The following is a 24,313-nucleotide window of genomic DNA, read 5'->3' as shown; positions in this document are numbered from 1 at the left end:
TCGCGATGGCCGCTGAGGACGGGGGACGGGTCGGCAACGCGGGGCGCTCGTCGCGCGTGCGCCCCTACGCGATGACCCGAGGACGCACCGGCCACGGACCGATCCTGTCCGTCGAAACGCTCGTCACCACCCTCGACTGCGAACCCGGCGGCCCGGACGGCTCGAACGCCCCGGAGCCGGCCGCGGACGCCGCCGACGGCGACATGCCGGAGGTCCGCGCCATCGTCGCGCTGTGCCGGGGCGTCCGGTCGGTCGCCGAGGTCTCCGCCTTGCTGGACCTGCCGCTGGGCGTGGTCCGGGTCCTGATCGGCGATCTGGCCGCGCAGGGCCGTATCAGCGTCTACCAGACCGCCGGCGACGCCGGCGGCCCCGACCGCGCACTGCTCGAAAGGCTCCTCGGTGGACTACGGAAGCTCTGACCGCGGCCTGCACGTGCCGCCGCTGGCGGTCCCGCCGGCCCGGCGGGACGACGGCGCGCCGCCGATCACCTCGACGAAGATCGTGGTGTCCGGCGGTTTCGGCGTCGGCAAGACCACGCTCGTCACCTCCGTGTCGGAGATCGAACCGCTGACCACCGAGTCCGTCATGACCGTGATGAGCGAGGCGACCGACCGGCTGGACGGCCTGCCGGACAAGGTCACCACCACCGTCGCCATGGACTTCGGCCGCGTCACCCTGGCCGACGACCTGGTGCTCTACCTGTTCGGCACCCCGGGGCAGGGCCGTTTCCAGTTCATGTGGGACGACTTGGTGCGCGGCGCGGTCGGCGCCGTGGTGCTGGTGGACACCCGCCGGGTCGAGGAGTGCTTCCCGGCGATCGACTACTTCGAGCGCAGCGGGCTGCCGTTCGTGGTGGCGATCAACACGTTCGACGGTGCGCCGATCTACCAGGACGCCGATCTGCGCGACGCGCTGTCGCTGCGGCCGCAGACGCCGCTCATCGCCTGCGACGCGCGCGACCGGCGCAGTGCCGCGGATGCGCTGGCGTCGGTGGTGATGCACGCGCTGCAGGTGGCGACGGGCTGATCGTGCGCAAGATCCTGATTGTCGGGGCCGGGCAGTCCGGCCTCCAGCTGGCGCTCGGCCTGCAGGACCGCGGGTACGAGGTCACCGTCATGTCCGACCGCGGCCCCGACGAGATCCGCGCCGGTCAGGTGATGTCCACGCAGTGCATGTTCGCCACCGCGCTGGACCTGGAGCGCGATCTGGGCCTGGGCCTGTGGGAGGACGAGGCGCCGTGCGTGCACGGTCTCGGCGTCGCGGTCGCGGCACCGGACGGCACGCGCGCGATCGACTGGGTCGGCCGCCTGGACGGCTTCGCGCAGTCGGTCGACCAGCGGGTGAAGATGGCCGGGTGGCTGGAGCGGTTCGTGGACCGCGGCGGCAACCTGGTGGTGCACCCGGTGTCGCTGTCCGATCTGGACTGGTATGCGCGCAAGTTCGACCTGGTGCTGCTCGCCGCGGGCAAGGGTGCGCTGGCGGCGATGTTCGACCGGGATCCGGCGCGCTCGCCTTTCGAGCAGCCGATGCGGTCGCTGGCGGTGGCCTACGTGCACGGTCTCGCGCCGCGCCCGGACAGCGATCTGGCGCCGGTCGGAATCAGTGTGGTGCCCGGCGTCGGCGAACTCATCGTGATTCCGGCGCTGACCGGGTCGGGCCCGTGCGACATCCTGTTCTTCGAGGGGGTGCCGGGCGGGCCGCTGGATGCGTTCCAGGGTATCCGCGACCCCGAGGCGCATCTGCGGCTCACCCTGGATCTGATGCGCGAGTTCGTGCCGTGGGAGTACGCCCGCGCGGCCGGCGGCGTGGAGCTGACCGACGCGCGCGGCATCCTCGCCGGGCGCTATGCGCCGACGGTGCGCCGTCCGGTGTCTTCGCTGCCGTCCGGCGGGCTGGTGCTGGGCGTGGCGGACGCGGTGGTGGCGAACGATCCGATCACCGGGCAGGGCTCCAACACCGCGGCGCGGTGCGCGGCGGTCTATCTCGCGGCGATCGAGGACCGCGGTGAAGAACCGTTCGACCGGGCGTGGATGGAGCGGACGTTCGAGGCGTTCTGGGCGCAGGCCGGGCGGCCGGTGACGGCGTGGACGAACGCGATGCTGGCGCCGCCGGAGCCGCATGTGCAGGAGCTGCTGGCGGCCGCGGAGCATCACCCCGTTCTGGCGGACCGTTTCGCCAACGGGTTCGACGAGCCCGCGGACTTCGACGCGTGGTTCTACACGCCGGAGCAGGCGCATACCTACCTGGCGTCGCTGGCCTGAGCGTGGGAAACGGGCAGGCCGCCTCAGCGGCGGCGGCCGCGGTGCCGGTGGGAGCGGTTGGCCCAGCAGGTGCGGTGCCAGTGGCGGCGGTCCTCGACGGAGGTCAGGCCGTCGGCACGCCAGGCGACGATGTGCGGGGTGCCGACGGCGATCTCGTGGTCGCACCCCGGGCACCGGTAGACCTTGCCCGCGGCGGCGCCGGTCACCGGGCGGACGATCCACTCGCCGTCCCGGTCGGTTTCGCGTGCTTCCAGCCCGAACCAGCTGCCGCTGACGCCCTCGGACCCGCCGTCGGACTCGGGGTCGGCGTCGGGGCGCGGGCGGTGGTCGCCGCGGTCGCGGCGCTCGGGACGGTTTCGGCGTGGCACATGACCAGGGTATCGGCGGGTTTCCGCCGGTAGGGAGTCGGAGAGCGGCCGAGCGGGTGACGGCGCCGCTCTTCGCCGGGTCGTGAGGCAAGTCCCTATTCCCCGGCCGCTCTTGGCGTGCCAAGCTCCCCCTGTGGTTCTCGGTCGTGACGGGGGGTTAGCCATCGGCACCATGGTCCCCACCCTGCTGGGCCGCCGGGGCGTTTGCTGATGTCGGGGCTGTTCAACGCCTTCGGCCGGATCGGCGACAGCCCCGCGGAGCACGTCGCCGCCGTCGAGCGCGCCGCGCAGTTTCGGGCCAACGGCCACGCCCCGCGCGCCAAGCGGCAGTACGAGCGCGTGCTGGCCAACATCGCCCGGCTCGGCACACCGCCGAACCTGCACGAATCCCGGCGGCTGTCGCTCGTCGGCCTGGGCGAGATCGCCGTCGAGGCGGGTGCCGCGGACGAGGTGTACGCGCACGCGGAGGCACTCGCCGCGAACCCGTACTGGGTCGAGGACGCCGCGCGCCTGCTCGTCCACCGGCTCCCCCTGGATCCCGAACTCCGTTCCCGGGCCAACGATTTGCGGTTCACGCTGGGCTACCGGCTGTTCTCGTCCGGACAGCTCGCCGCGGTGGCCGCCGTGCTGCGGGCGCACGACGCGCGGGGGCCGCGCGAGACCGCGCTGCTCGGGCACGCGCTCGCGCGCGGCGGCGACCTGGCGGGTGCCGCCGAGGCACTGCGCGGGGAGCCTGCGGTGCAGCTGCAACTCGGCCACGTGCTGGCCGCGGCCGGACGTCCGGCCGAGGCGCTGGCCGCCTACGACGCGGCGCCCGAGACCCCCGGCATCCACCTGTACCGCGCGGATGTCCTGCTGCGGCTGGGGCACCTGCACCGCGCGAAGACCGATCTCGACCGCGCCGAGCCCGGAGCCGCGGTGTCCTACACGCGCGGCCGCCTCGCCTTGGCCGACGACGATCCGGCGACCGCCCGCACGCACTTCTCCGCGGCGTTGGAGCAGGACCCGCGCTACGGTGCGGCCCGGCTCGGCCTCGGCATGGCCTGCGAACTGGACGGCAACCTCGTGCAGGCGCACGCGGCCTACGAGGACTACCGCGACACCACCCGCGTGGCGTCCCCGCGGCTCGCGGTGACCGCCGTCCGGACCGGCATCGGCGCGGACGCGGCCCTGCTCGACACGGTCGCCGACCCCTACCTGCGCGGACTCCTGCACGCGCACCTGCGGCAATACGACGCGGCGGTCGCCCGCTGGAACACGCTCGGCACCGCCCCCGAAGCCCTCGCCGTCCTCACCGCCGCCCGCGCCGACCGGCTCGCCCGGGCGGCCTTCGACGCGGGCGACCGCACGACGGCCCGCACCCACTGGCAGGCGGCCCGTGACGCGGTGCCCGGCGAACCCGCCTACCCGCTCGCCATCGCCGAAACGCACGTCCGCGACCTCGCCGGTGCCGCCCAAACCGACGCCGCGGCCGTGACCGCCCTGGGCCGCGCCGCACCGGACGACCTGCGGGCCCGCCGCTACGAAGCCCAGGCGGCACTCCTCGGCCCGACCCCCATCCGCACCGCCGCCCGAACGGCCGAGCCGCGGGAACGGCAGGTCGAAACCGTGCTGCGCACCCTGCTCGACGGGCCGCTGGCCGACGACCCCGATTCGCGCACGCTGCGCTGGCGCGCCGCCGCCTACCTGGAACTCGGCAAACCGGCGACCGCCGCGCGGCTCGCCGAGATCGCCGGCTCCCCCGCACCGCTCACCGACCTCGCCCGGCTCGCCTGGGCGGTGGAGCGCGGCGACCGGGAAACGGTGCGGACCCTGTCCGACCGGATCACCGCCCGCTTCGGGACCGGACCGGCCGCCGTCGACCCGGCCTACCTCAACGCCGTCCGGGCCCTCGTCGCCGCCGACACCCGCGGCATGAACCCCGCCGAGGCCACGCAATCCCTCACCCGGGCGGCCGAGTTCGCCCGCGGTACTCCCGCCGAAGGCCCGGTGGCCGGCGAGCGGGCCCGGCGGGCGCTCGCCGCGGGCGACGAAGCCGCCGCGCTGGCCGTACTCGGCGAGCAGGGGCCGAAGCACCTCCAGGCCACGCTCTTGCAGCGCGCCGCCGGACGGCACTTGCGCGAGGGGCGACGGACCGAGGCGTACGTGCACATGCTGCGCGCCCTGCGCCTGGACGAGTCGCCGCCCGTGCTGCGGCGGACCGCGCTGGTCGCCGAGCAGTGCGCGCGCGGCGGTGCCCCGTTCGGCGACGTGTGGCGGCTGCTCGTCGGCACCTGGGCCGCGATGCTCTACAGCCCCGCCTACTGGGCCGATCTGGCCGGCCGCACCGGCCGTCCGGCCGATCCCGAACGCATCGCCACGGCACGCGACTTCCACCGCGAGCGAATATCCCGTCTGATCGGCGAACGCGCCTCGGAAAGCCGCGACTTCCGCTCGCTGGCCACGACCTGGCGACTGGAATGCGCCTTCCTGGAGCGCGCGGAGCCGCTGCGCGCGCAACCCGGCGGGATCCTCCTCCCCGACTACGGACCGTGCCTCGCCATGGCCCTCGACCGCATCGTGAAGCACATCAAGCGCTACGCCGCGCTCTGCGAGGACGCCGACGCCTTTCCCGAACTCGCGGCGCTGCTGGGTGCGGGCCGCTACCCGTTCCTGCTCGACGAGGGCGACTACGACGCGGTCATCGACGAACTCGCGGGCACCAAACCGACCGGCACCACCGCCACCTACCTGGTCGCCGCATACGCCGCCAAGATCACCACGCTGCACGGCCGCGCCGCGTGGGAGCCGTTCTTCGAACAGCTCGCCGCCGTGTGGGCCGATGCGGGTCCGGTGCGCGGCATGGAGTCGATGATCGCCGACGCCGCACAGGCACTCGCCAAAACGGCGCTCGCCGGCGACGACCGGGCGAGCGCGGTGGAGGCACTGGAGCGCGGCCTGCGGTACGCCCCGGGCGACGCGCGGATCATCGGCGACCTGGCGGCGACGTACAACGCCTGGGCGGCGATGCTGAGCCGCCGCGAGGAGACCGGGAAGGCGCACCGGCTGGTCGGCAAGGCGCTGGCACTGTCCCCGCAGGAGCCGCTTTTCCGGGAGAACTACACGGTGAGCGCGTCCAATTGGGCGTCGAAGCTGATGCGTTCCGACCGGTTCGGCGAGGCCGCCGACGTGCTCCTCGAACTGCGCGAGCGCCTCGGCGAGCCGAAGGAACTCGACCTGCTGTTCTACTGCCTGGCGCGGATCGACCGGCTCGCCGACGCGGCCCGCTACCTCGCCCCCGGCGCCGAGGCGGACAAGGCCTGGCGGGTGGCCGTCGGGCGCTACGCCTCCGAGGTCGCCGAGCAGGCCGCCACATACCGCGGCCGCGACGGCATCCCGGCCGGGATCGACGTCCTCGAGTACGCGATCGGCCGGCGTGACGACGCGCAACTCCGCTGGCTGCTGGTCAACTTCCTCATGGACCTGAAGCGTTTCCGGGAGGCCGCCGAGGCCATCGAGGACGCCCAGCGCCGCACACCCCGCACCGATGATGTGGCAGCCGAGAACCTGGAGCGCATGCGCGGCCTGCTGCCGGTCGCCCGGCACAACCACGCCATGGCGCTCACCGACGGCGGCGACTACTCGGCGGCCATCACCCAGTTCCGGGCCGCACTCGACGCGGGCGGGTCGGAGACCACGCGCAACATGATGGCGCAGTGCTACGCGGTCTGGGCCGTCGACCGCACCAACAGCCGGGCCTTCCGGGAGGCGCGGACGCTGATCGACCAGGCCGTGCAACTCAAGCCGCATGATGCCGAATTCCTCGAACTCCAGGGAAAAATCCACCTGCTGGCGCGAGGCTACTGACACGGCTGCGAGGAGGATCGTGGACGAATCGCTGTACACGCTGCTCGGCATCACCCCCGACGCCGACGCGAAAGCCGTGCACGCGGCCTATGCCCGCGCCATCACCCGCCACCGGGACCGGCGCCAGGAAATCACCCAGGCCCGGCAGGAACTGCTGCGGAACCGGCTGGAACACGACGTCCTGTACTACTTCGACCCGGACCTGCCCGACGACCCCGCCGCGGAACTCGGCGACGGCGGCGACCTCCTCGACCCGCGGCACCTCCCGCCCCTCGACCTGACCGCGATGTACCGGGCGTCCGACGCGGAACGCGCCCGCGACCACCGCCCCCTCCCGCCGCCCCCGCCCGTGCCGCTCCCGCCCTTCCCGCCGCCGGACCCGGACGACCTGCCCGCGCTGCGGCCGCCGCTGTGACCGCATCCGGCCGGGCGGCCGAAACCCCGCGATCCGCCCTTGTGACCGACGAGGAGAACCCGATGTCCGATCCCTTCCGGATCGACGAACAGCCCGTCCCGGTCGCCGGGGAGCCGCCCGGCGTCGACCTGTACGACGCGTTCGCGCGCCTCATGGAACGCCGCGCCACCCTCGAATCGCTGCTCGTCCAGGAACGCGACCGCATCGACGCGGAACGCCGCGAACTCGCGCTCGGCCTCCTCGACGTGTGCGACGCCCTCGACCAGGTACTGCTGCGCCAACTCCCGCGCGAACTGTCCGGCGTCAGCGCAGCCGTCGACAAGCTCCGCGACAACCTCGAAGCCACCCAGCGGCTGATGCAGCGCAACCTCGGCCGGCTCGGCGTGACCCGCATGCGGCGCAGCAACGTCGCCGACCCGGAACGCTGCGACATCGTCGCCGTCGAGGACCGCGCGGGGCTGCCGGAAGACACCATCCTCGCCGAGGTCACCGCGGGCTACTGGCAGGACGGCGGGGTGCTGCGCCGCGCCCGCGTGGTGGTCAGCCGGCTGCCCGACACGCCCCCGGAAGCCCCCGACGTCCCGGCCGCCCCGGCACCGCCCGCGGACCCCGCGGCGCCCGAACCGCCCCGACCGCCCGAATCCCCCGATGACACGGAAGGATGATCCGTGCAGCGCACGCTCGGCATCGACCTCGGCACCACCAACTCCGTGATGGCGTACCTGTCGCGCGGAGAGCCGAAGATCCTGCTCAACCGCCAGAACCGCGACTCGACGCCGTCCGCGGTGGCGCTCGGCAAGCGCGGCGACCTGCTCGTGGGCGCTCCGGCGCGCGGCCGCGGCGCCGAGGCGATCGTCTCGGTCAAGCGCTTCATGGGCCGCCGGTTCGACGACGCGGAAGTGCAGGCCGCCTTGGACCGGGTCGCCTACGACCTCGGCCGCAGCCCGGACGGCGACGTGCAGGTGCGGCTCGGCGGCCGCGACTACTCGCCGATCGAGGTGTCCGCGCTGATCCTGCGCCGCCTCAAGCTGGACGCCGAGCTGCGCACGCACGAGGAGTTCAACCGGGCGGTGATCACCGTCCCGGCGTACTTCGGGGAACGCCAGGTCGCGGCGACCCGCGAGGCGGGCCGGCTGGCCGGTTTCCAGGTCCTGAAGATCATCAACGAGCCGACCGCCGCGGCCATCGCGTTCGGCCTGACCGCGGACGCGGGCGACGAGCCGCGCACGATCCTCGTGTACGACCTGGGCGGCGGCACGTTCGACATCTCCATCCTGCTGCTCGTGCAGGGCATGATCGACGTGATCGGCATCCGCGGCGACAACCTGCTCGGCGGCGACGACTTCGACGACCTGCTGCGCCGCCGGCTGAGCGAGGCCGCCGCCGCGGAGCACGGCGTGGACCTCGCGGACGACGTGTCGGCGCAGGTGCGGCTGCGGTCCGCCGCCGAGGAGGCGAAGGTCGCGCTGTCCGACCAGCTCGCCACCGACATCGTGCTGCCCGCGCTGGGCCGCGAGGCGATCAGCCTGGACACCGAGGTGTCGCGCGAGGAGTTCGAGGCGCTGGTCGGGCCCGCGATCGACCGCACCGTCGACCTGGTGCGGCAGGCGCTGGCCGACGCGCACTTGGACGTGGCGTCGGTCGACCAGGTGCTGCTGGTCGGCGGGTCGACCGCGATCCCCATGGTCGAGCAGCGGCTGACCGCGGTGTTCGGCGCGGGGCGGATCCGCAAGGACGTCAACCCGATGCAATGCGTCGCGGTCGGCGCGGCGATCCAGACGGCGCTGCTGGCGCACATCGAGTGCCCCTCCTGCGGGCTGTCCAATGCGCTCCAGGACGAGGCGTGCGCGTGCGGGGCGTCGCTCGTCGGCAGCCCGAAGGTGGATTGCGCGACGTGCTTCCTGCCCGTCGACGCCACCGCCGCGGCCTGCGGCAAGTGCGGCACCGCGGTGGCGGACAGCCCTGCCTCGCCGACGGCTTCCGCCGGGTCTTCCGGGGTCGAGCCGACCGCCGAACTGTGGGCGTGCGACCGCTGCGGCAAGGCCAATGCGCCGGAAGCCAAGGCCTGTTCGGTGTGCGGGGCGACGGCCGCCGACGCCGGGCTGCGCTGCCCGTCGTGCTCCCGGATCAACCCGACGGGTGTGGACGACTGCGTGGGCTGCGGAGCCGCGATGCCCATTTCGAACCCGCAGGACATCACGCCGAAGGACCTCGGGGTGGAGCTGGACGACGGCCGGATGAGCGTGGTGATCCCGAAGGGCACCACGTATCCGACATCGAGCCCGGTCAGCCGCGACTTCCGCACCGCGGGCGGCGGGTCCACCCGCCTGGAAGTGTCGGTGTACGAAGGCACGCACGACATCGCCGAGTTGAACGAGCTGTGCGGCCACGTCAACGTCCAGCTCCCGCCCGACCTGCCCAACGGGACGCCGCTGACCGTGTCGTTCGGTCTGTCGGGCGACCGGACGATCACCGTGTCGGTGCACGTGAAGGCGCCGGGCATGCAGCCGCACACCGTGCAGCTCCAGCGCTTCGGGCGGCTCGACCCCGCGAAGCGCAGCGAGATCTCCGAGGTCCGGGAGGGCGTCGTCGGGTTCCTGGACACCTGGGACCGCGAGATGACCGAGCGGGAGCGCAGCCAACTGCTGGCGTCCGTTCAGCAGCTGGAGGGGATCTTGTTGGAAGGTCCGGGGAGTGAGCCGGTCGACCGGGAGATCCGGCGCACCCGTGAGCAGCTCGCCGCGGTGCGGGAGATCCGCGGGGTGTCGGCGCAGTTGTCGGTGACGTTGGCGCTCGCGGGGAAGTTCCTGACCGCGGAGCAGAACGTGTCCCTGGCGTCGTACCGCGAGCAGCTCAAGGCCACGCGCGAACGGGGTGACTGGATCGCGGGTCTGGCGACCGCGGAGCAGGCCCGCAGCGCGTTGGCGGCGCTGCCGCAGGTGATCTCGATGATCGTGGACTGCCGGGCGTTCGCCGGTCAGGGCGACCTGTCGCCGGGCCTGACGATGCGCGTCAACCAGCTGATGAGCCGCCTCGACGACGCGGTGGAAGCCGACGACACGATGGCTTTGGACGCGGCGCTGAAGGAACTGCCGGAACGCTGGTCCGAGGTCATGACGGAACTCGCCGAAGACCGCCGCGGCCCCGCGGGCCCGGTCAAGCCGACGGATCGGGGGAACTGATGGTCCGCAGCGGGCGGGGACGGCGGCAGAGCGGCAAGGGACGAGGACGGACGAATCGGCCGGTGGAGCGGACGGCCGACGGGCCGGTGACGGGCGGAGCGGATCCGGGCGCGGACACGGACCCGGGCAGGACGGCGGACCTCGGCCGGGCCGGCGACGGCACGGGCAGCTCTGGCACGGCCACGACCGCGGACGGCGAAGTCGGCACCACCGCGGAGGTGGTCGAGGCCCCGGCCCCCGCCGAGTCTCCCGCAGCCGCGCCGACCCACACCGTGCTCCTGCCTTCCGCCACCGGGGACAACGGCACATCTCCGCGCGCTTGGCAGCCCGAATCAACCCTGTGCCCGGTGTGCCGCATCCCGCCCGCGCCCGGCGTCACCACGTGCCCCGACTGCCGCGAGGACCTCGCCCCGCTGCTGTTCCTGCGGTCGCGCGCGGACCGCGGCTACAACGCGGCGCTCGCCGACGCGGTCGACGGCCGCCACGCGGCGGCTCTCGACGGACTCCGGTGGGTCCTCGCCGACAACGCCCGGCACGTTCCGGCCCTCGTCCTGCTCGGCAAGGTGCACGCCCGGCTCGGCGCCGACACGGACGCCCGCGCGGCCTGGCAACGCGCACTCCGCCTCGCACCGGGGCACGAGACCGCCACCGCCTGCCTGGGGGCCTTGCCCGCCGACGGCTGACGCCTCTCCCCCAAAACGCGACACGGCGGCCGCGGGATCCCTGGCAGAGGATCCCGCGGCCGCCGTGGTCTGCCGCTCCCGGGGCCGGCCCGCGCCCGGTCGGCTGCTCGACGGCCGACCGGGCCGGCGCTTGCCGCGCCGGCCCGGTCGGCCGTTCTGCCTACTTCTTCGCGTAGTCGCGGAAGCCGCGGCCGGTCTTGCGGCCGAGGTAGCCCGCGGTCACCAGGTGCTCGAGCAGCGTCGCGGGCGCCCAGCCCGGCTCGCGGAACTCGGCGAACAGCACCTGCTCGATGGCCAGCGACACGTCCAGGCCGACCACGTCGAGGAGTTCGAACGGGCCCATCGGGTAGCCCGCGCCGGTCTTGATCGCCGTGTCGATCTCGTCGGCCGTCGCGTAGTTGGCCTGGAGCATCTTGACCGCGTCGTTCAGGTACGGGAACAGCAGCGCGTTGACGATGAACCCGGCCCGGTCGCCGCAGTCCACCGCGTGCTTGCGGGTCCGCTTGCACACCTCGTGGATGGTCGCCACGACGTCGTCCGACGTCGTCACCGTCCGCACCACCTCGACGAGCTTCATCACCGGCGCCGGGTTGAAGAAGTGCATGCCGACGACGTCCTCGGGACGCTTCGTCGCCATCGCGCACTCGATGACCGGCAGCGACGACGTCGTGGTGGCGAGCACCGCGCCCGGCTTGCAGATCTCGTCGAAGTTCTCGAACAGCGCCTGCTTGACCGAGAGTTCCTCGACGACGGCTTCGAGGACCAGGTCGGCGTCGGCCAGGTCGTCCAACTTGGTGGTGCCGGTCACCCGGGCGAGGGCCGCGTCGCGGTCCCCCTCGGCGAGGCGGCCGCGCTGCACCTGCTTGTCGAGCGAGCGGGTCAGCGCGGTGACGACCGCCTCGACCTTCTGCTCGCTGCGCGCCACGAACGTCACGGTGTAGCCGGACTTGGCGAACACCTCGACGATGCCGGTGGCCATCGTGCCGGAGCCGACCACGCCGACCGCGGCGACCTCGCGCGGCGTCCCGGCGACCGCGGCGGAGCCGGCGGCGTCCGCGACGACGACCGACGAGCCGGGCTCTTCGTAGCGGTAGAAGCCGCGGCCGCTCTTGCGGCCGAGCAGGCCCGCGGTCGCCATCTGCTTGAGGATCGGCGCGGGGGCGTGCAGCCGGTCGCGGGACTGGCGGTACATCTGCTGGAGGATGTTGTACGCCGTGTCGATGCCGACCAGGTCGAGCACCGCGAGCGGGCCCATCGGCAGGCCGCAGCCGAAGCGCATCGCGGCGTCGATGTCCTCGCGCGTCGCGTACTTCTCCTCGAACATCGCCGCGGCGTGGTTGAGGTAGGCGAACAGCAGGCCGTTGGCGATGAACCCGGCGCGGTCCCCCGCGACGACCGGCGACTTGCCGAGCTTCTCGGCGAGCGCGACGACGTCTTCGAGCACCTCCGGCTCGGTGACCACGGTGCGGACGACCTCGACGAGCTTCATGACCGGCGCCGGGTTGAAGAAGTGCAGGCCGACGACCCGCGCGGAGCGGCCGGTGGCGACGGAAAGCTCGGTGACCGACAGCGACGACGTGTTGGTGGCGAGGATGGTGTCCGCGCGGCAGATCTTGTCGAGCTGCGCGAAGATCTCCAGCTTGGCGTCGAGCTGCTCCGGTATGGCTTCGAGGACCAGGTCGGCGTCCGCGACCGCGCCGAGGTCGCTCACGAGGGTGATCCGGTCGAAAATGGCGCGCTCGTCGTCCTCGGTGAGCTTGCCGCGCTCGACGGCCCGCGCCGTGGAGTGCTTGATGCGGGCCCGGCCGCGTTCGACCGCGGCGTCGTCGACCTCGACGCCGACGACGGTCACGCCGCCGCGGGCGAGGACCTCGACGATTCCGGCACCCATGGTGCCGAGGCCGACCACGCCGACCGTAGTGATGTCACGCGCCATCATGCGCTCCTTGAATGCCGTCTCCCGGAGAAGGGAGTACGCCTTGAGGGTTGCCGTGAGGGTTCAGCGGTACTGCAGGTTTTCCTCGGGTTACCGCCTGGTAATCCCGTTGCTGCGGGGAGTATGGCAGGCCCGGCTTTGCACCGGAATTCCCGGGTTTCCCGAGATGCGGAGACGTGGCCGGAACGCCGGCCGTGACGGTGGGGATCTTCCTGCGCGCGGCCTGGTTCGAGGCCGTTTCCGACGAGGCATGGATCGCCGAGCACCCTGGTGTGCCGTACGGGTTGTGCCCGTCACGGTCACTTTTGTCGCCATGCTACTGGGGCGTAGGCAGAGCCTGCGAGTAGGGACGGCGCATCAGTGTGTCAGCGAACGCGCATTCCGCTTTACTTGCTGCCCGTCCGCTCTGCCGCCTTCAGCCGGCGAGCCCCGCCGCCGCCCCGCGCGTGAGCGGCGTCTCCTCCCCCACCCGGGTCAGCTTCTCCGGGTTGCGGACGTAGTAGATCCCGGCGATCCGGCCCTCGGACACGGCGATGGCCATGACGCCGTCGAGCACGCCGTCCAGGTGCACGGCGAGACCCGGCCGGCCGTTGACCTCGGCCACCGTGAGGGCGATCGCCTGGTCGACCTTGCCCTTCCCGCCGGCGATGTACCGGGCCACCTTGTCGGCCCCGACGACCGCCCGGCGCCCGGCCTTCTTGATGCCGCCGCCGTCGCCGACCAGCACCACGTCGGGCGCGAGGACGTCGAGGAGCCCCTGCGGGTCGCCGGTTTCCAGGGCGCGCCGGAACGCGTCGACCGCGGCCCGGTTCTTGGCCGCCGACACGACCTGGCGGGGCCGCCGGGCGTCCACGTGGCGGCGGGCCCGGTGGGCGATCTGGCGGACCGCGTCGGGGGTCTTGTCGACGGCGGCGGCGATGTCCGGGTAGCCGACGTCGAAAGCCTCGCGGAGCACGAACACGGCGCGTTCGGTCGGCGACAGCGTCTCCAGCACCAGCATCATCGCCATCGACACGCTCTCCGCGAGTTCCACGTCGTCGGCGACGTCGGGCGCGGTCAGCAGCGGCTCGGGGAGCCACTCGCCGACGTAGGACTCCCGGCGGCGCTTGAGCGTGCGGAGCCGGTTGAGCGCCTGCCGGGTGGTGATGCGGATCAGGTAGGCCCGCCGGTCCGCCACCCGCGCCAGGTCGACGTTCGCCCAGCGCAGCCACGTCTCCTGGAGCACGTCTTCGGCGTCGACGGCCGAGCCGAGCATCTCGTAGGCGACGGTGAAGAGGAGGTTGCGGTGGGCGACGAACGCCTCGGTCGCGGGGTCGGCGGAGTGGTCTCCCCCGACCTTGCCGCCTTCACCGGGCATGCCGATTTCGTCGGGAGTGCCGACTTCGGTGGCTTTGCTGGCGTCGTGCATGGCGGGGACCTCCGAGTACCGCACGTTACCCGGGTTCCGGGCTGTGGTCTGGCCGGGGAGCGCGGGGTCAGGTGCGCGTTTTCACCTGGCCGTCCGTCGGTTCGTCCCGGGTGCGGTCGCGCGGCTCCCGGGTGACCGCCCGGTGCAGCGCCGCTTCGGCCTGCGCGGCCATCGCGGCGACGACGTCGGCGGCGGGCGGGCGGTCGGTGACCAGGTCGACGCCTTCGCCGGCCCAGACCGGGATCGGCGGGATCGCGCCGCTTGCGATGTCCTCCGCGTAGGCCGCGCGCGCCGGTGCGGGATCGCTCGCCAGTTCGGTTTCCCGGCCGCGCCAGCGGTCGAGGTAGGGGTGGCCGAGGGTGCGGGCGGTGTACGTGGCGGTGGGCCAGCTCGCCCCGCGGGCGAGGTCCAGCACCGCGTTGCGCTCGGTGTCCTGGCCCCGGCCGGCGACCAGCGCCCAGCCGATCGCCGGGTCGATCGCCGCCTCCGCGGTGGCCTGGAACCGGGTGCCGACGAGCGCCCCGGCCGCGCCCAGCGCCAGCGCCGCGGCCAAACCGCGCCCGTCCGCGATGCCGCCCGCGGCCAGCACCGGCACGGAACCGGCGAGGTCGGCGACGAGCGGCACGAACGGCAGCGTCGACCGCCCGTTCCGGGCGCCGTGGCCGCCGCTCTCGGTGCCCTGCGCGACGAGGACGTCGGCGCCGACCTCGAGCGCCCGCTTCGCCTCGTCGAGGTCGGTGACCTGCACGATCAGCACGGCGTCGGTCCGCCGGACGGCGTCGACGAACGGTGCCGGGTCGCCGAAGGACAGGAAGACGGCGTCGGGTCCGTACTCCAACGCCCGGACGACGGCGTCCTCCTCGATCGCCCAGTTCCAGAAGCCGACGCCCCACGGCCCGCCGGCGCGTTCCGCGACGACCGGCAACTCGCGTTCCAGCCACACCGGATCGCCGTTGGCGCCGCCGAGCAGCCCCAGGCCGCCCGCCCGCGACACCGCGGCGGCGAGCGCGCCGCCGGCCGAACCGCCCATGGGTGCCAGCGCGATGGGGTGCCGCACGCCGAGGAGGTCGGTGAAGTCCGTCGCGAGTGCCATAGCCGTGAAGCCCTTCCGGTCGGTGGCGCGGCGGGTGTCGCCACGTCCACTGGACACCGGGGCACGGGGGGCTGTGACAGCGTGTGAGCCGACTCACAAGGGATTCACAAGAGGGCCACAGGCACGTGCCAGCCGGTCAGGGAGCGGCCGGCTCCTGCACCGCCGGTGCCGAGGCCGCGGACGCGGTCGTCGTCCTGGTCGCGCGCCACGGCAGGACGAGCGGGGTCGCGAGCAGGAGCACACCGGCGAGGGCGAGGCCTTCGCGGACGCCGATGACCGAGGCGAGCAGCCCCCACGCCACGGTGCTCAGCGCCACGGCCGCGTTGTTGGTGACCGACCAGGCGGCGAGGACGCGGGAGATGTACGCGCTGTCGGTGCTGCGGAGCCGGTAGGCGGCGAAGACCGGGTTGAAGACCCCGATGCACGTGATGAGCACGAACTCGACGGCGACGACCAGGGCCACGCCCCACCAGCCGGGACCGACGAACGCGAGCAGCACGGGCCAGCACACCCGCAGCACGCCGGAGCCGAGCAGGACGCGGCGTTCGCCGTGGCGCGCGACGAGGAGGCGGCTGAGGCGGGAGCCGACAAGGCCGCCGAGACAGGCGATGCCGAAGGCGAGGCCGTACTGCCAGGGGGCGACGCCGACGATGCGGAGCATGAGGACGGCGAGGAGGGGGCTGGTGCCCAGGATCAGACAGCGCATGAGGACGCTGTTGACGAACAGCGGGCGGAGGACGGGGTGGCGGAGGATGTAGCGCCAGCCTTCGGTGAGGCCCGGGTTCCGCTGCTCGGTCGTGTGCGCGGTCTTCGCGGGCGGCTCGGGCTCGGCGGTGCGGATGGCGCGGACGCCGAGCGCGGAGAGCAGGAAGCTGACGGCGTTCGCGACGATGGTGGCCAGCGGGCCGAGGATGCCGATCGCGGCTCCGCCGAGGGGCGGACCGACGACGCTGGAGGTCCAGAGGGTGGCTTCGTAGCGACCGCTGGCGAGCAGCAGTTGGTCAGGCGGCACCAGCGCCTTGAGACACGCGCCACTGGCCGCGAGGAAGACGATGTCGGCGGCGGCGATGACGGTCGAGACGGCCATCATCTGCGCGAAGGAAAAGGCGCCGAACAGGTACGCGACGGGCAGCGTCATCAGCGCGGCGAAGCGCACGATGTCCGCGCCGATCATGACCGGCCGCTTGCGCCGGAACTCCACCCAGGGCCCGAGAGGAACGGCGACGAGAGCCCCGACGGCAAGGCCGACGGAGGCGAGGAGGGAGATCTGGGTGGTGGTCGCGTCGAGGACGGTGAGGGCGACCAAGGGGAAGGCGTCGAGGGCGAGGTAAGTGCCAAGGGTGCTGACGGCGTAGGCGGCCCAGAGCCAGGTGAAGTCCGGGGGTAGCGGTTCGTGCGGCATCGGATCCTCCACCCACCTGCGGTTGCCGACCGGGGTCGATCCAACCGGGGGCGCGGATCAGCGGCAAACAACCTACGCAGGGGGGCAAGACAACTGCCGGTTGTGTTCCATACGCCGACGCATTCGCTCCGTACGGTGAACTGGCACCAAACCCAGGACAGGGATTAACCTGGACCTTATGTTCGCCCCATGTGGGAGATCGTGCTATTGCAACCTGTCAACGAGTGGTTCTTGGAACTCTGCGTGTCCGATCGGGCAACGTCCGACCTGATCGAAGACGCGTTGGACCAGCTCGCGAGGGTGGGACCGACGCTGAACCGGCCGCTGGTCGACACCTTGGAACACAGCGGCCTCCACAACCTCAAAGAGCTGCGGCCGGGCTCTAGCGGCCGTTCCGAGATCCGCATGCTCTTCGTCTTCGACCCGCAACGCCAAGCCGTGGTTTTGGTTGCCGGGGACAAGGCTGGTCGCTGGAGTCGTTGGTACGAGGAAGCCATCCCGCTGGCGGAGGCACGCTACGCGGACTACCTGGAGCAGAGGGAGTCGGCCAAGTGACCGCACTCGAATCAGAGGAAGTCAAGCAGATGACCGCACGCCGCTGGGAAGACGTCAAAGCCGAAGCCCGTCGCATCGATCCGACGCGGGACGACCCTGAACGACGCGCCGCTGCCAAAGCCCGCCTCGACGCCTACATCGCCGGTTACCACCTCGCGGAGCTGCGCAAGTCCGTCGGCAAGACGCAGAAGGAAGTCGCCGCCGCCCTGGGGGTGTCGCAGGCTCGGGTGTCGCAGATCGAGCACGGCCGAGTCGAGGTGATGGGCGTCGAGACGCTGCGCGCGTACGCCGCCGCGCTCGGCGGCGAACTCGACATCACCGTGCGCGTCGGACCGCACAGCGTCAAGGTTGCGTAGTCCCGCCCCACCCCGGGCGGCTCAGCGCATGCGAGCCGCCCGGAACAGATCCCGACGCGTCGTCAGTTCCGTCCGGGCTTCCGCGGTCAGGGTCCGGAGCAGTGCCCGCCGATCGACCCCGCGCCGCCTGAACGCCCCTACCGCGCAGCCCGCCAGGAAGCCCGGGGTCAGCAGCTGACCCGGGCGCCGCACGCGCGAGTACACGTCCAGCAGGCGCCGGGAGCCCTCGGGTTCCTTCGCCAGCATCCGGAGCATCTGCTCCTGCAGTGGGTTGACCTCGTCGGCCCGGGCCAGCCGGTTCGTCCAGTGGTACGTCTCCAGGCACTCGGCTTCGCGGCGCAGCTCCCACTTGCGCACGACCGCGTCCAGCCGCGCCGGGTGGTCCAGCACCGGTGCCGCCGCCTCGCCCAGCAGCCGGCCGAACCGCAGCGCGTCCCGGATGCCCTGGGCCGTCACCGGGTCCTTGAAGTGCCCCGCGTCCCCCGCCAACGCCCACCCCGGGCCCGACGACCGCCGGAAATACGAAGGCTGTTCGACCGACTGCACGATCTTCGTCACCCGGGTGCGGCCCGCCAGGCGTTCCGCCATGCCCGGCAGCATGGCCACCGTGCGGTCGTACTCGCCTTCCAAGTCCAGCCGGAATTCGTCCGCCCGCTCCTTCGGCGGCATCAGCAGGCTCAGCGCCAGGCCGCCGTCCGTCGGGAAGACGGTGCCGAGTTCGCGGCCCGCGAGCCACATCGCGGCCGTGCCGCGCCACTCGGTCCGCGGGTCTTCGTAGTACGCGTAGTAGCACGCCCGCTCGTTCGGGTTGCTCAGGTGCTCCGACGCGCCGACCAGCCGCGCCACCGTCGACCGCCGTCCGTCGGCACCGATCACCAGCGGCGCCCGCAGGGTGTGTTCGCCCTGCATCCCGCGTGCCGAAACCCGCACTCCGGCGACCCGGCCGTCCTCCTCGACGAGCGACGTCACCTTCACGCCCTCGCGGACGTCCGCTCCCGCCGCCCGCGCCGTCTCCACCAGTGCCAGGTCGAGCCCCGCGCGCCGTACGCACATGCCGTAGGCGATGCCGTCCACCGGCGAGTACGTGCCGCGCACTTCGGCCCCCGGCATGCCGATGTACGCCTCGTCGTGCCGCGGCGCGCCCAGCGCTTCGACCCGCTCCAGCGCCCCCACGCGCGCGAGTTCGGCCACACCGCCCGCGAACAGCAGGTGTGTCGAGATCGTCGTGGACGGGAACTTCGCCGCGTCCACCGCGACCACCCGCCGTCCGGCTCCGGCCAGGGCCGTCGCCGCCGCCGAACCGGCGCAGCGTGCTCCGACCACGATCGCGTCGACGTGCTCTTCGGACACGGGATCCCCCTGCGTGTACCTCTGCGTGATACCTCGTCAAAACCCGGGCGCAGTACCGAAGATCGAACCGACAGCAGTGTCGGTTATCGCGACGGTAGACCCGCCGGTCCCCCTCGGACAAGACCTTTCCCGCAGCTAGGCTGAGGGCATGTCTGCGCTGCCGAGCCCCGAGCCGGCCCCCGACGCGACCGAGGCCGACGCCTCCGAGGCCGAGACGCCCGGCAGCGCCGCCCGCAAGCCCGTCCGCCGCCGCATGTCCGGCCCTGCCCGGCGGCGGCGGATCGAGGATGCCGCGCTCGCGGTCTTCAGCGCGAAGGGCTACGGCGCCGCGTCGATGGGCGAGATCGCCGAGGCCGCGGGCGTGACCCGCAGCGTGCTGTACGAGCACTTCGCGACCAAGCGCGTGCTGTTCCTGACCGTGCTCGGCACGCAGAACGCCGCCCTGGTCGCGCACATGGGCACCGCCATCACGGGCCGCGGCGGCCGACGTACGCGCATGCGGGCAACTGTGGCCGCGTACTTCGACTTTGCCGAGGCGAACCCGACCGCCCGCCGTCTGCTGTTCGACCAGACCGACGAGGGTGATCCGGAACTGAGCGCGGTCCGCTGGGGCATCCGGCAGACCCGGACACGCGCCGTGATGGCGATGATGGCGCACGACACCGAGCGCGCCGGCCTGGACCCGCGGTCCTCCGACGCCGAGGTGCTCATCGAGCTGCTCATCAGCAGCCTCGACGGCGTCGCCCAGTGGTGGGCGCACCACCCGGACACCCCGCGCGCCACGCTGGAGACGATGGCGGCCGGCGTCCTGTGGAGCGGCCTGGAGGGCCTCAACCCGCGCCGCGATCCGGCCGAATGAACATCTGACAGACAGTCAAAAACACGCGCATACCCGGGTCTTGACCCTGCCCGCCGGGCCCGGCGATAGTCGCTCTGCATGCTGCCGACAGGTGTGTCGGTTACAACTCCAGAGGAGCACCGCTAGGAGGATCCGTGTCCACGCACGAGAAGCACCTCCCGCACAGCGCAGCACTCCCCGCAGAGCCGGAACCACGGCCCGTAGAGCCCTCCCGCGACCAGGCCGCCCCGCCGTCGCGCCGCGCGTTCGTCACCGGCGCCCTCGGGGCGGGTGCCCTCGGCGCGGGCGTCCTCGCCGCCGGCGTGACCGCCGGAGCCGCCCCCGCCTTCGGCGCATCGCTGGTGTCGTCGTCCCCGGGCAAGCGGGTGGCCGTCCTCGGCGGCGGAATGGCGGGCCTCACCGCGGCCCACGAACTCGCCGAACGCGGCTTCCAGGTCACCGTCTACGAGCGCAAGTCGCTCGGCGGCAAGGCCCGCAGCATCCCGGTCCCGGGCACCGCCGCGGGCGGCCGCCGCGACCTGCCCGGCGAGCACGGGTTCCGGTTCTTCCCGGGCTTCTACCGGAACGTCCCGGACTCGATGCGCCGCATCCCGTTCCCCGGCAACGCCAACGGCGTGTGGGACAACCTGGTGTCCGCCCCGCAGGCGATCTTCGCGCAGGCCGGCCGCCCGGACATGCACCTGACGCTGCCGAACGGCATCGAGAACATCACCCCCGAGGCCCTCCGCGACGCGCTGATCGCGGCCGCCAGTGTGGCGAGCCAAGTCCCTCTGTGGGAGGTCGCGTTCTGGGCCGAGAAGATGGTCGTGTTCCTCACCAGCGGCGATCTGCGGCGCCGCAAGCAGTGGGAGTACATGCCGTATTCGGAGTACCTCCAGGCCGACAAGATGTCCGCGGGCTACCGCAACATCCTCATCAAGTCCTTCACGTCGACGCTGGTCGCCGCCAAGGAGACCGTCGCCAGCACCCGCACGATCACCATGATGGTCGAGATCTTCCTGTGGACGATGCTCGGCCGCGGCAACGACGGCGCACCCGACCGGGTCCTCAACGGCCCGACGTCCGAGGTGTGGGTCGAGCCGTGGCATCAACTGCTCACGTCCCTCGGCGTGACGTTCAACGTCGGCTGGACGGTCACCGGCCTCGACTATGCGGGCGGCAAGATCACCGGCGCGCGCGTCACCGACCCGCTCGGCAACGCGGGCGTGGTCGATGCGGACTACTACGTCCTCGCGGTGCCCGTCGAACGTGCGGTGCCGCTCATGTCCCCGGCGATGATCGCCGCCGACCCGGCACTCGGCCGCCTGCGCCGGCTCCAGACCGACTGGATGAACGGGCTGATGCTGTACCTGAAGCAGAAGACGCCCATCACGCACGGCCACATGGCGTTCATGGACTCGCCGTGGGCGGTCACCGGCCTCACCCAAGGCCAGTTCTGGCGCAACGACTTCCCGTCGACGTACGGCGACGGCACGGTGCGGGACGTCCTGTCCCTCGACCTGTCCGACTGGGATGCCCCGGGCCTCCTCTACGGCGTCTCGGCCCGCAAGTGCACCCCGCGCCAGATCGTCGACGAAGTCCTCGCGCAGGTCCGGGCGAACCTCGACAACGGCGCGACGATCCTGCCGGACTCGCTCGTCCACTCCTGGTTCCTCGACCCGGGCATCATCGGATCGGGTACGCCCGCGGTGGCGAACGACGAGCCGCTGCTGGTCAACACGATCGGTTCGTGGGACGACCGGCCCGATGCCGTGACGCGCATTCCGAATCTGTTCCTCGGCGGCGACTATGTACGGGTGTCGGTGAACCTGGCCACCATGGAGGGTGCCAACGAGTCCGGCCGGCGGGCGGCGAACGGCGTGTTGCAGGCGTCCGGTTCGTCAGCCACTCCGGCCGGGATCTTCGAGCTGTACCAGGAGCCGGCGTTGAAGGGCTTCCGCGACGCCGACGACTGGCGGTACCGGCTCGGGCTGCCGAACGCGTTCGACGTGATCAAACCGTACTGGCCGTAGTACGCCCGGCAGGGGGCGTGCCGTGACGGAGGGGTACCGGGTCGTGCCAGGTAAGCAAGGACCGAAAGACGTTGTCCCTCCCGGGCCCGATGTGCGGCGGGTGGCCATCATCGGCGCCGGTTTCGCCGGACTGTGCATGGCCATCCGCCTGCGGCGCGCGGGGATCGACGACTTCGTGGTGTACGAGAAGGCCGACGACCTGGGTGGCGTCTGGCGCGACAACACCTATCCCGGCGCGGGCTGCGACGTCCCCAGCGTCCTGTACTCCTACTCCTTCGCCCAGAACGGCCATTGGTCGCGCTCGTTTCCGCTGCAAGGCGAGATCCTGGACTATCTCCACGCCTGCGCGGCCCGCTTCGACCTGGCCCGCAACCTACGTTTCCGCACGGAGGTGACCGCCGCCCGCTACGACGCCGCGGCGGGTCTCTGGCACATCTCGCTGTCGGACGGTACGGAGGAATCGGCGCAGTTCCTGGTCACCGGCGTGGGCCAGCTCAACCGCCCGCGCTACCCGGAGGTGCCGGGCCGCCACCAGTTCCTGGGTACGTCGTTCCATTCCGCGGAGTGGCGCCACGACCACGACTTGACCGGCCGCCGGGTTGCGGTGATCGGCACCGGCCCGAGCGCCGTGCAGTTCGTCCCGGAGGTGGCCAAGCAGGCGGGGCGGCTCTACGTATTCCAGCGCTCGGCGAACTGGGTGATCCCCAAACCGGACCGCGAATACGGCCGTCTGGCCCTGACGTTGCTGTCCAAAGTACCCCCGGCGCGTCTGGGCTTGCGCGGCGCGATCTACCTGCGCGCCGAGACGGCCCTGTACTGGGCAATCCGCGGCCGCCGCCGCGGCAAGCTCGTCGAGTTCATGGCGAAGCGCCACCTGAGGTCCCAGATCCCGAACCCGGCCCTGCGGGCGCGCCTGACGCCCGGATTTCCGATCGGCTGCAAGCGGATCCTGATCTCGGACGACTGGTACCCGACGCTTGCGCGGGAGAACGTCGAGCTGGTCACCGACCCGATCTCCAGGATCATCCGCACCGGCATCGACACGGCGGACGGCACCCATCGCCCCATCGACACGATCATCTACGGGACGGGCTTCCTGGCCACGGAGTTCCTGCGCCCGATGGAGATCACCGGACGGGACGGCGCGCGCCTGCACGACGTGTGGAAGGACGGCGCGGCGGCGTATCTGGGGTTGACGGTCCCGGCTTTCCCGAACTTCTTCATGCTCTACGGACCGGGCACCAACCTGGGCCACAACTCGATCATCTACATGATCGAGTCGCAGGTGGAGTTCGTGCTGAAGCGGGTGTTGCGAGGCGGCACGCACGAGGTCACGCAGGGCCAGTTCGACGCCCAGCAGTCGCAGGTGGAAGCGGCGTTGCAGGACACGGCATTCGCGGCGGACTGCACCAGCTGGTACAAGACCGCGGACGGGAAGGTCACGACGAACTGGCCGCGCCGAACGCTCACTTACCGGATGGCGACAAGGCGAGGGTGAGGAAGGAGGACCAGGCGGAGGAGGTGAGGGGAACGATGGGGCTGCCGGCGATCTTGGAGTCACGGACGAGGACGCTCGGATCGGTCAGCGCGACCTCGACGCATTCGCCGCCTTCTTCGCTGCTGTAAGTAGCTTTGCGCCAAGCGATTTCTACGCAGTTGCCACCCTCGGCACCGCTGTAGCTGCTCTTGACCCACCTGAGCATGTTGCGGTTCACAGGTCTCCCATCAGTGATTCGATGAACGCAAGCGACTCGTGCGGAGTCAGCGCCTGTGCTCGGATGATCCCGTAGCGGGCAGCGAGTGCAGCCGTCTCTTCCCGCCTGTTCACAAGCACGCTCCGCCCCTGCGCTTCCACATACCCCACGTGCTGCCCACCATTGCGCGTGATGAGCAGGAATTCCCCATCCACGCCCGCGTTGTCCTCGCGATCCAGCGGCATGACCTGCACCTCGACATTGCGCAAGCGCCCGACTTCCACGATCTGCCGCAGTTGATCCCGCAACACCGCTGCTCCGCCAAGCCGACGACGCAGCACCGATTCCTCCAGCACGAAACTGAACAAGGGCAATGGGGTCTTGGTGAGCACCTTCTGCCTGTCGAGCCGCGCAGCAACTCGCTGCTCGATGGTTTCCTCCGCCAGCACAGGCCTCCGCATACGCAGCAGCGCCCGGACGTAACCCTCGGTCTGCAGCAATCCGTCCACGACGTGCACGGCGTAGCAACACCGTTCCACTGCATCGCCCTCAAGCCGCGCCGCGTCACGGAAGAACGCCGGATAGCGCGCCTGCTCAACCTCCTCCTTCATCACACCCAACAACCCGCCGGTGTTGAGCACTTCATCTGCCCGATCAATGGCCTCAGGCCTGGCGATCCGCCGGCCCAACTCGATTGAGGTGATCTGGTCCTCTCCGTACCCGAGCCGCGCGCCCAGTTCCGCACGCGAAAGCCCCGCCGCCTCTCGCAGGATCCGCAGCTGCCGCCCGAATGACCGCAGGAACCGAACTCCGTCATCCTGATCCGCCATCAGAACCCCCGATCACGTCGTGTTTCCGTCACGCTACGACGTGCAACTACCCCCGCATGGTCG

21 protein-coding genes are annotated in these 24,313 nt (G+C 71.9%); 13 read left to right on the top strand and 8 right to left on the bottom strand.

Translation table 11 applies throughout. The features are described 5' to 3' along the window. Positions 1 to 5: 5 nt before the first annotated feature. From ABEA93_RS00320 to ABEA93_RS00310, 3 genes are read left to right on the top strand one after another with little or no spacing between them, the layout of a single operon-like run. Complete coding sequence (locus ABEA93_RS00320) at positions 6 to 419, top strand: DUF742 domain-containing protein (protein WP_345673147.1); 414 nt, start codon at positions 6 to 8, stop codon at positions 417 to 419. Further along, positions 400 to 1,026, top strand: a complete 627-nt coding sequence (locus ABEA93_RS00315; protein ID WP_425584754.1) for a GTP-binding protein — start codon at positions 400 to 402, stop codon at positions 1,024 to 1,026. The genes ABEA93_RS00320 and ABEA93_RS00315 overlap by 20 nt, the downstream gene beginning before the upstream one ends. 2 nt (positions 1,027 to 1,028) lie before the next feature. Beyond that, complete coding sequence (locus ABEA93_RS00310; protein WP_345673146.1) at positions 1,029 to 2,261, top strand: styrene monooxygenase/indole monooxygenase family protein; 1,233 nt, start codon at positions 1,029 to 1,031, stop codon at positions 2,259 to 2,261. Positions 2,262 to 2,284: 23 nt separating this feature from the next. Here ABEA93_RS00310 and ABEA93_RS00305 read toward each other — a convergent pair whose 3' ends face one another. After that, positions 2,285 to 2,629, bottom strand: coding sequence for a hypothetical protein (locus tag ABEA93_RS00305; protein WP_345673145.1), 345 nt, complete (start codon positions 2,627 to 2,629; stop codon positions 2,285 to 2,287). Between the two features lie 210 nt (positions 2,630 to 2,839). Here ABEA93_RS00305 and ABEA93_RS00300 point away from each other — a divergent pair, with 210 nt between their 5' ends. The 5 genes from ABEA93_RS00300 to ABEA93_RS00280 all read left to right on the top strand — a co-directional run bounded on the left by ABEA93_RS00300 (position 2,840) and on the right by ABEA93_RS00280 (position 10,755). Continuing rightward, on the top strand, positions 2,840 to 6,475 hold the full coding sequence (locus ABEA93_RS00300; RefSeq protein WP_345673144.1) for a hypothetical protein: 3,636 nt from the start codon (positions 2,840 to 2,842) through the stop codon (positions 6,473 to 6,475). 19 nt (positions 6,476 to 6,494) lie between these two features. Then, a complete protein-coding gene (locus ABEA93_RS00295) occupies positions 6,495 to 6,890 on the top strand; it encodes a hypothetical protein (RefSeq protein WP_345673143.1) in 396 nt (131 codons plus the stop codon). Between the two features lie 62 nt (positions 6,891 to 6,952). Then, entirely contained in the window at positions 6,953 to 7,555 is a 603-nt protein-coding gene (locus ABEA93_RS00290; protein WP_345673142.1) for a nucleotide exchange factor GrpE, read from the top strand. 3 nt (positions 7,556 to 7,558) lie between these two features. Further along, the gene (locus ABEA93_RS00285; protein WP_345673141.1) at positions 7,559 to 10,072 is read left to right on the top strand and encodes an Hsp70 family protein; all 2,514 of its coding nucleotides are present in this window, start codon (positions 7,559 to 7,561) and stop codon (positions 10,070 to 10,072) included. 62 nt (positions 10,073 to 10,134) lie between these two features. After that, positions 10,135 to 10,755, top strand: coding sequence for a hypothetical protein (locus ABEA93_RS00280; protein WP_345673140.1), 621 nt, complete (start codon positions 10,135 to 10,137; stop codon positions 10,753 to 10,755). Positions 10,756 to 10,915: 160 nt separating this feature from the next. Here the strand turns inward: ABEA93_RS00280 and ABEA93_RS00275 are convergent, their stop codons facing one another. From ABEA93_RS00275 to ABEA93_RS00260, 4 genes are all read right to left on the bottom strand, one after another. Continuing rightward, positions 10,916 to 12,691 (bottom strand): 3-hydroxyacyl-CoA dehydrogenase family protein, encoded by a 1,776-nt coding sequence (locus ABEA93_RS00275; protein WP_345673139.1) that lies wholly within the window; start codon positions 12,689 to 12,691, stop codon positions 10,916 to 10,918. Positions 12,692 to 13,106: 415 nt separating this feature from the next. Next, positions 13,107 to 14,048 carry an RNA polymerase sigma-70 factor gene (locus ABEA93_RS00270; protein WP_345673533.1) on the bottom strand — a complete coding sequence of 314 codons (942 nt, stop codon included), beginning with the start codon at positions 14,046 to 14,048 and terminating at the stop codon, positions 13,107 to 13,109. 118 nt (positions 14,049 to 14,166) lie between these two features. After that, complete coding sequence (locus ABEA93_RS00265) at positions 14,167 to 15,249, bottom strand: nitronate monooxygenase (RefSeq protein ID WP_345673138.1); 1,083 nt, start codon at positions 15,247 to 15,249, stop codon at positions 14,167 to 14,169. Between the two features lie 79 nt (positions 15,250 to 15,328). Continuing rightward, on the bottom strand, positions 15,329 to 16,594 hold the full coding sequence (locus ABEA93_RS00260; RefSeq protein ID WP_345673137.1) for an MFS transporter: 1,266 nt from the start codon (positions 16,592 to 16,594) through the stop codon (positions 15,329 to 15,331). Positions 16,595 to 16,783: 189 nt separating this feature from the next. Here ABEA93_RS00260 and ABEA93_RS00255 point away from each other — a divergent pair, with 189 nt between their 5' ends. Together ABEA93_RS00255 and ABEA93_RS00250 are read left to right on the top strand one after the other, a co-directional pair. Next, entirely contained in the window at positions 16,784 to 17,149 is a 366-nt protein-coding gene (locus ABEA93_RS00255; protein ID WP_345673136.1) for a type II toxin-antitoxin system RelE/ParE family toxin, read from the top strand. Beyond that, positions 17,146 to 17,505 (top strand): helix-turn-helix domain-containing protein, encoded by a 360-nt coding sequence (locus tag ABEA93_RS00250; protein WP_345673135.1) that lies wholly within the window; start codon positions 17,146 to 17,148, stop codon positions 17,503 to 17,505. Before ABEA93_RS00255 ends, ABEA93_RS00250 begins: the two co-directional genes overlap by 4 nt. A 21-nt stretch (positions 17,506 to 17,526) precedes the next feature. Here the strand turns inward: ABEA93_RS00250 and ABEA93_RS00245 are convergent, their stop codons facing one another. After that, entirely contained in the window at positions 17,527 to 18,855 is a 1,329-nt protein-coding gene (locus tag ABEA93_RS00245) for an NAD(P)/FAD-dependent oxidoreductase (RefSeq protein WP_345673134.1), read from the bottom strand. A 148-nt stretch (positions 18,856 to 19,003) separates the two neighbouring features. Here ABEA93_RS00245 and ABEA93_RS00240 point away from each other — a divergent pair, with 148 nt between their 5' ends. The 3 genes from ABEA93_RS00240 (at position 19,004) to ABEA93_RS00230 (ending at position 23,224) form a co-directional block, all read left to right on the top strand. Next, positions 19,004 to 19,714, top strand: a complete 711-nt coding sequence (locus tag ABEA93_RS00240) for a TetR/AcrR family transcriptional regulator (RefSeq protein ID WP_345673133.1) — start codon at positions 19,004 to 19,006, stop codon at positions 19,712 to 19,714. A gap of 134 nt (positions 19,715 to 19,848) precedes the next feature. Continuing rightward, positions 19,849 to 21,726 (top strand): hydroxysqualene dehydroxylase, encoded by a 1,878-nt coding sequence (locus ABEA93_RS00235; protein ID WP_345673132.1) that lies wholly within the window; start codon positions 19,849 to 19,851, stop codon positions 21,724 to 21,726. A gap of 100 nt (positions 21,727 to 21,826) precedes the next feature. Further along, complete coding sequence (locus ABEA93_RS00230) at positions 21,827 to 23,224, top strand: flavin-containing monooxygenase (protein WP_345673131.1); 1,398 nt, start codon at positions 21,827 to 21,829, stop codon at positions 23,222 to 23,224. Here the strand turns inward: ABEA93_RS00230 and ABEA93_RS00225 are convergent. Further along, positions 23,193 to 23,441, bottom strand: coding sequence for a DUF397 domain-containing protein (locus ABEA93_RS00225; protein WP_345673130.1), 249 nt, complete (start codon positions 23,439 to 23,441; stop codon positions 23,193 to 23,195). The two genes, ABEA93_RS00230 and ABEA93_RS00225, sit on opposite strands and share 32 nt — an antisense overlap. Continuing rightward, a complete protein-coding gene (locus ABEA93_RS00220; protein WP_345673129.1) occupies positions 23,438 to 24,250 on the bottom strand; it encodes a helix-turn-helix domain-containing protein in 813 nt (270 codons plus the stop codon). The genes ABEA93_RS00225 and ABEA93_RS00220 overlap by 4 nt, the downstream gene beginning before the upstream one ends. Between the last annotated feature and the right edge of the window lie 63 nt (positions 24,251 to 24,313).

The sequence above is a fragment of the Yinghuangia aomiensis genome, assembly GCF_039542225.1.
Taxonomy (GTDB): domain Bacteria; phylum Actinomycetota; class Actinomycetes; order Streptomycetales; family Streptomycetaceae; genus Yinghuangia; species Yinghuangia aomiensis.
Note: the sequence above shows the minus strand (reverse complement) of the source record. Positions and strands in the feature narration are given on the sequence as shown.

What these genes read in the sequence shown, in the direction of transcription:
- ABEA93_RS00320 (WP_345673147.1), top strand. Translation starts at nt 6, where the DNA reads ATGGCCGCTGAGGACGGGGGACGGGTCGGCAACGCGGGGCGCTCGTCG.
- ABEA93_RS00300 (WP_345673144.1), top strand. Translation starts at nt 2,840, where the DNA reads ATGTCGGGGCTGTTCAACGCCTTCGGCCGGATCGGCGACAGCCCCGCG.
- ABEA93_RS00290 (WP_345673142.1), top strand. Translation starts at nt 6,953, where the DNA reads ATGTCCGATCCCTTCCGGATCGACGAACAGCCCGTCCCGGTCGCCGGG.
- ABEA93_RS00275 (WP_345673139.1), bottom strand. Translation starts at nt 12,691, where the DNA reads ATGGCGCGTGACATCACTACGGTCGGCGTGGTCGGCCTCGGCACCATG.
- ABEA93_RS00270 (WP_345673533.1), bottom strand. Translation starts at nt 14,048, where the DNA reads ATGCCCGGTGAAGGCGGCAAGGTCGGGGGAGACCACTCCGCCGACCCC.
- ABEA93_RS00260 (WP_345673137.1), bottom strand. Translation starts at nt 16,594, where the DNA reads ATGCCGCACGAACCGCTACCCCCGGACTTCACCTGGCTCTGGGCCGCC.
- ABEA93_RS00255 (WP_345673136.1), top strand. Translation starts at nt 16,784, where the DNA reads ATGTGGGAGATCGTGCTATTGCAACCTGTCAACGAGTGGTTCTTGGAA.
- ABEA93_RS00240 (WP_345673133.1), top strand. Translation starts at nt 19,004, where the DNA reads ATGTCTGCGCTGCCGAGCCCCGAGCCGGCCCCCGACGCGACCGAGGCC.
- ABEA93_RS00220 (WP_345673129.1), bottom strand. Translation starts at nt 24,250, where the DNA reads ATGGCGGATCAGGATGACGGAGTTCGGTTCCTGCGGTCATTCGGGCGG.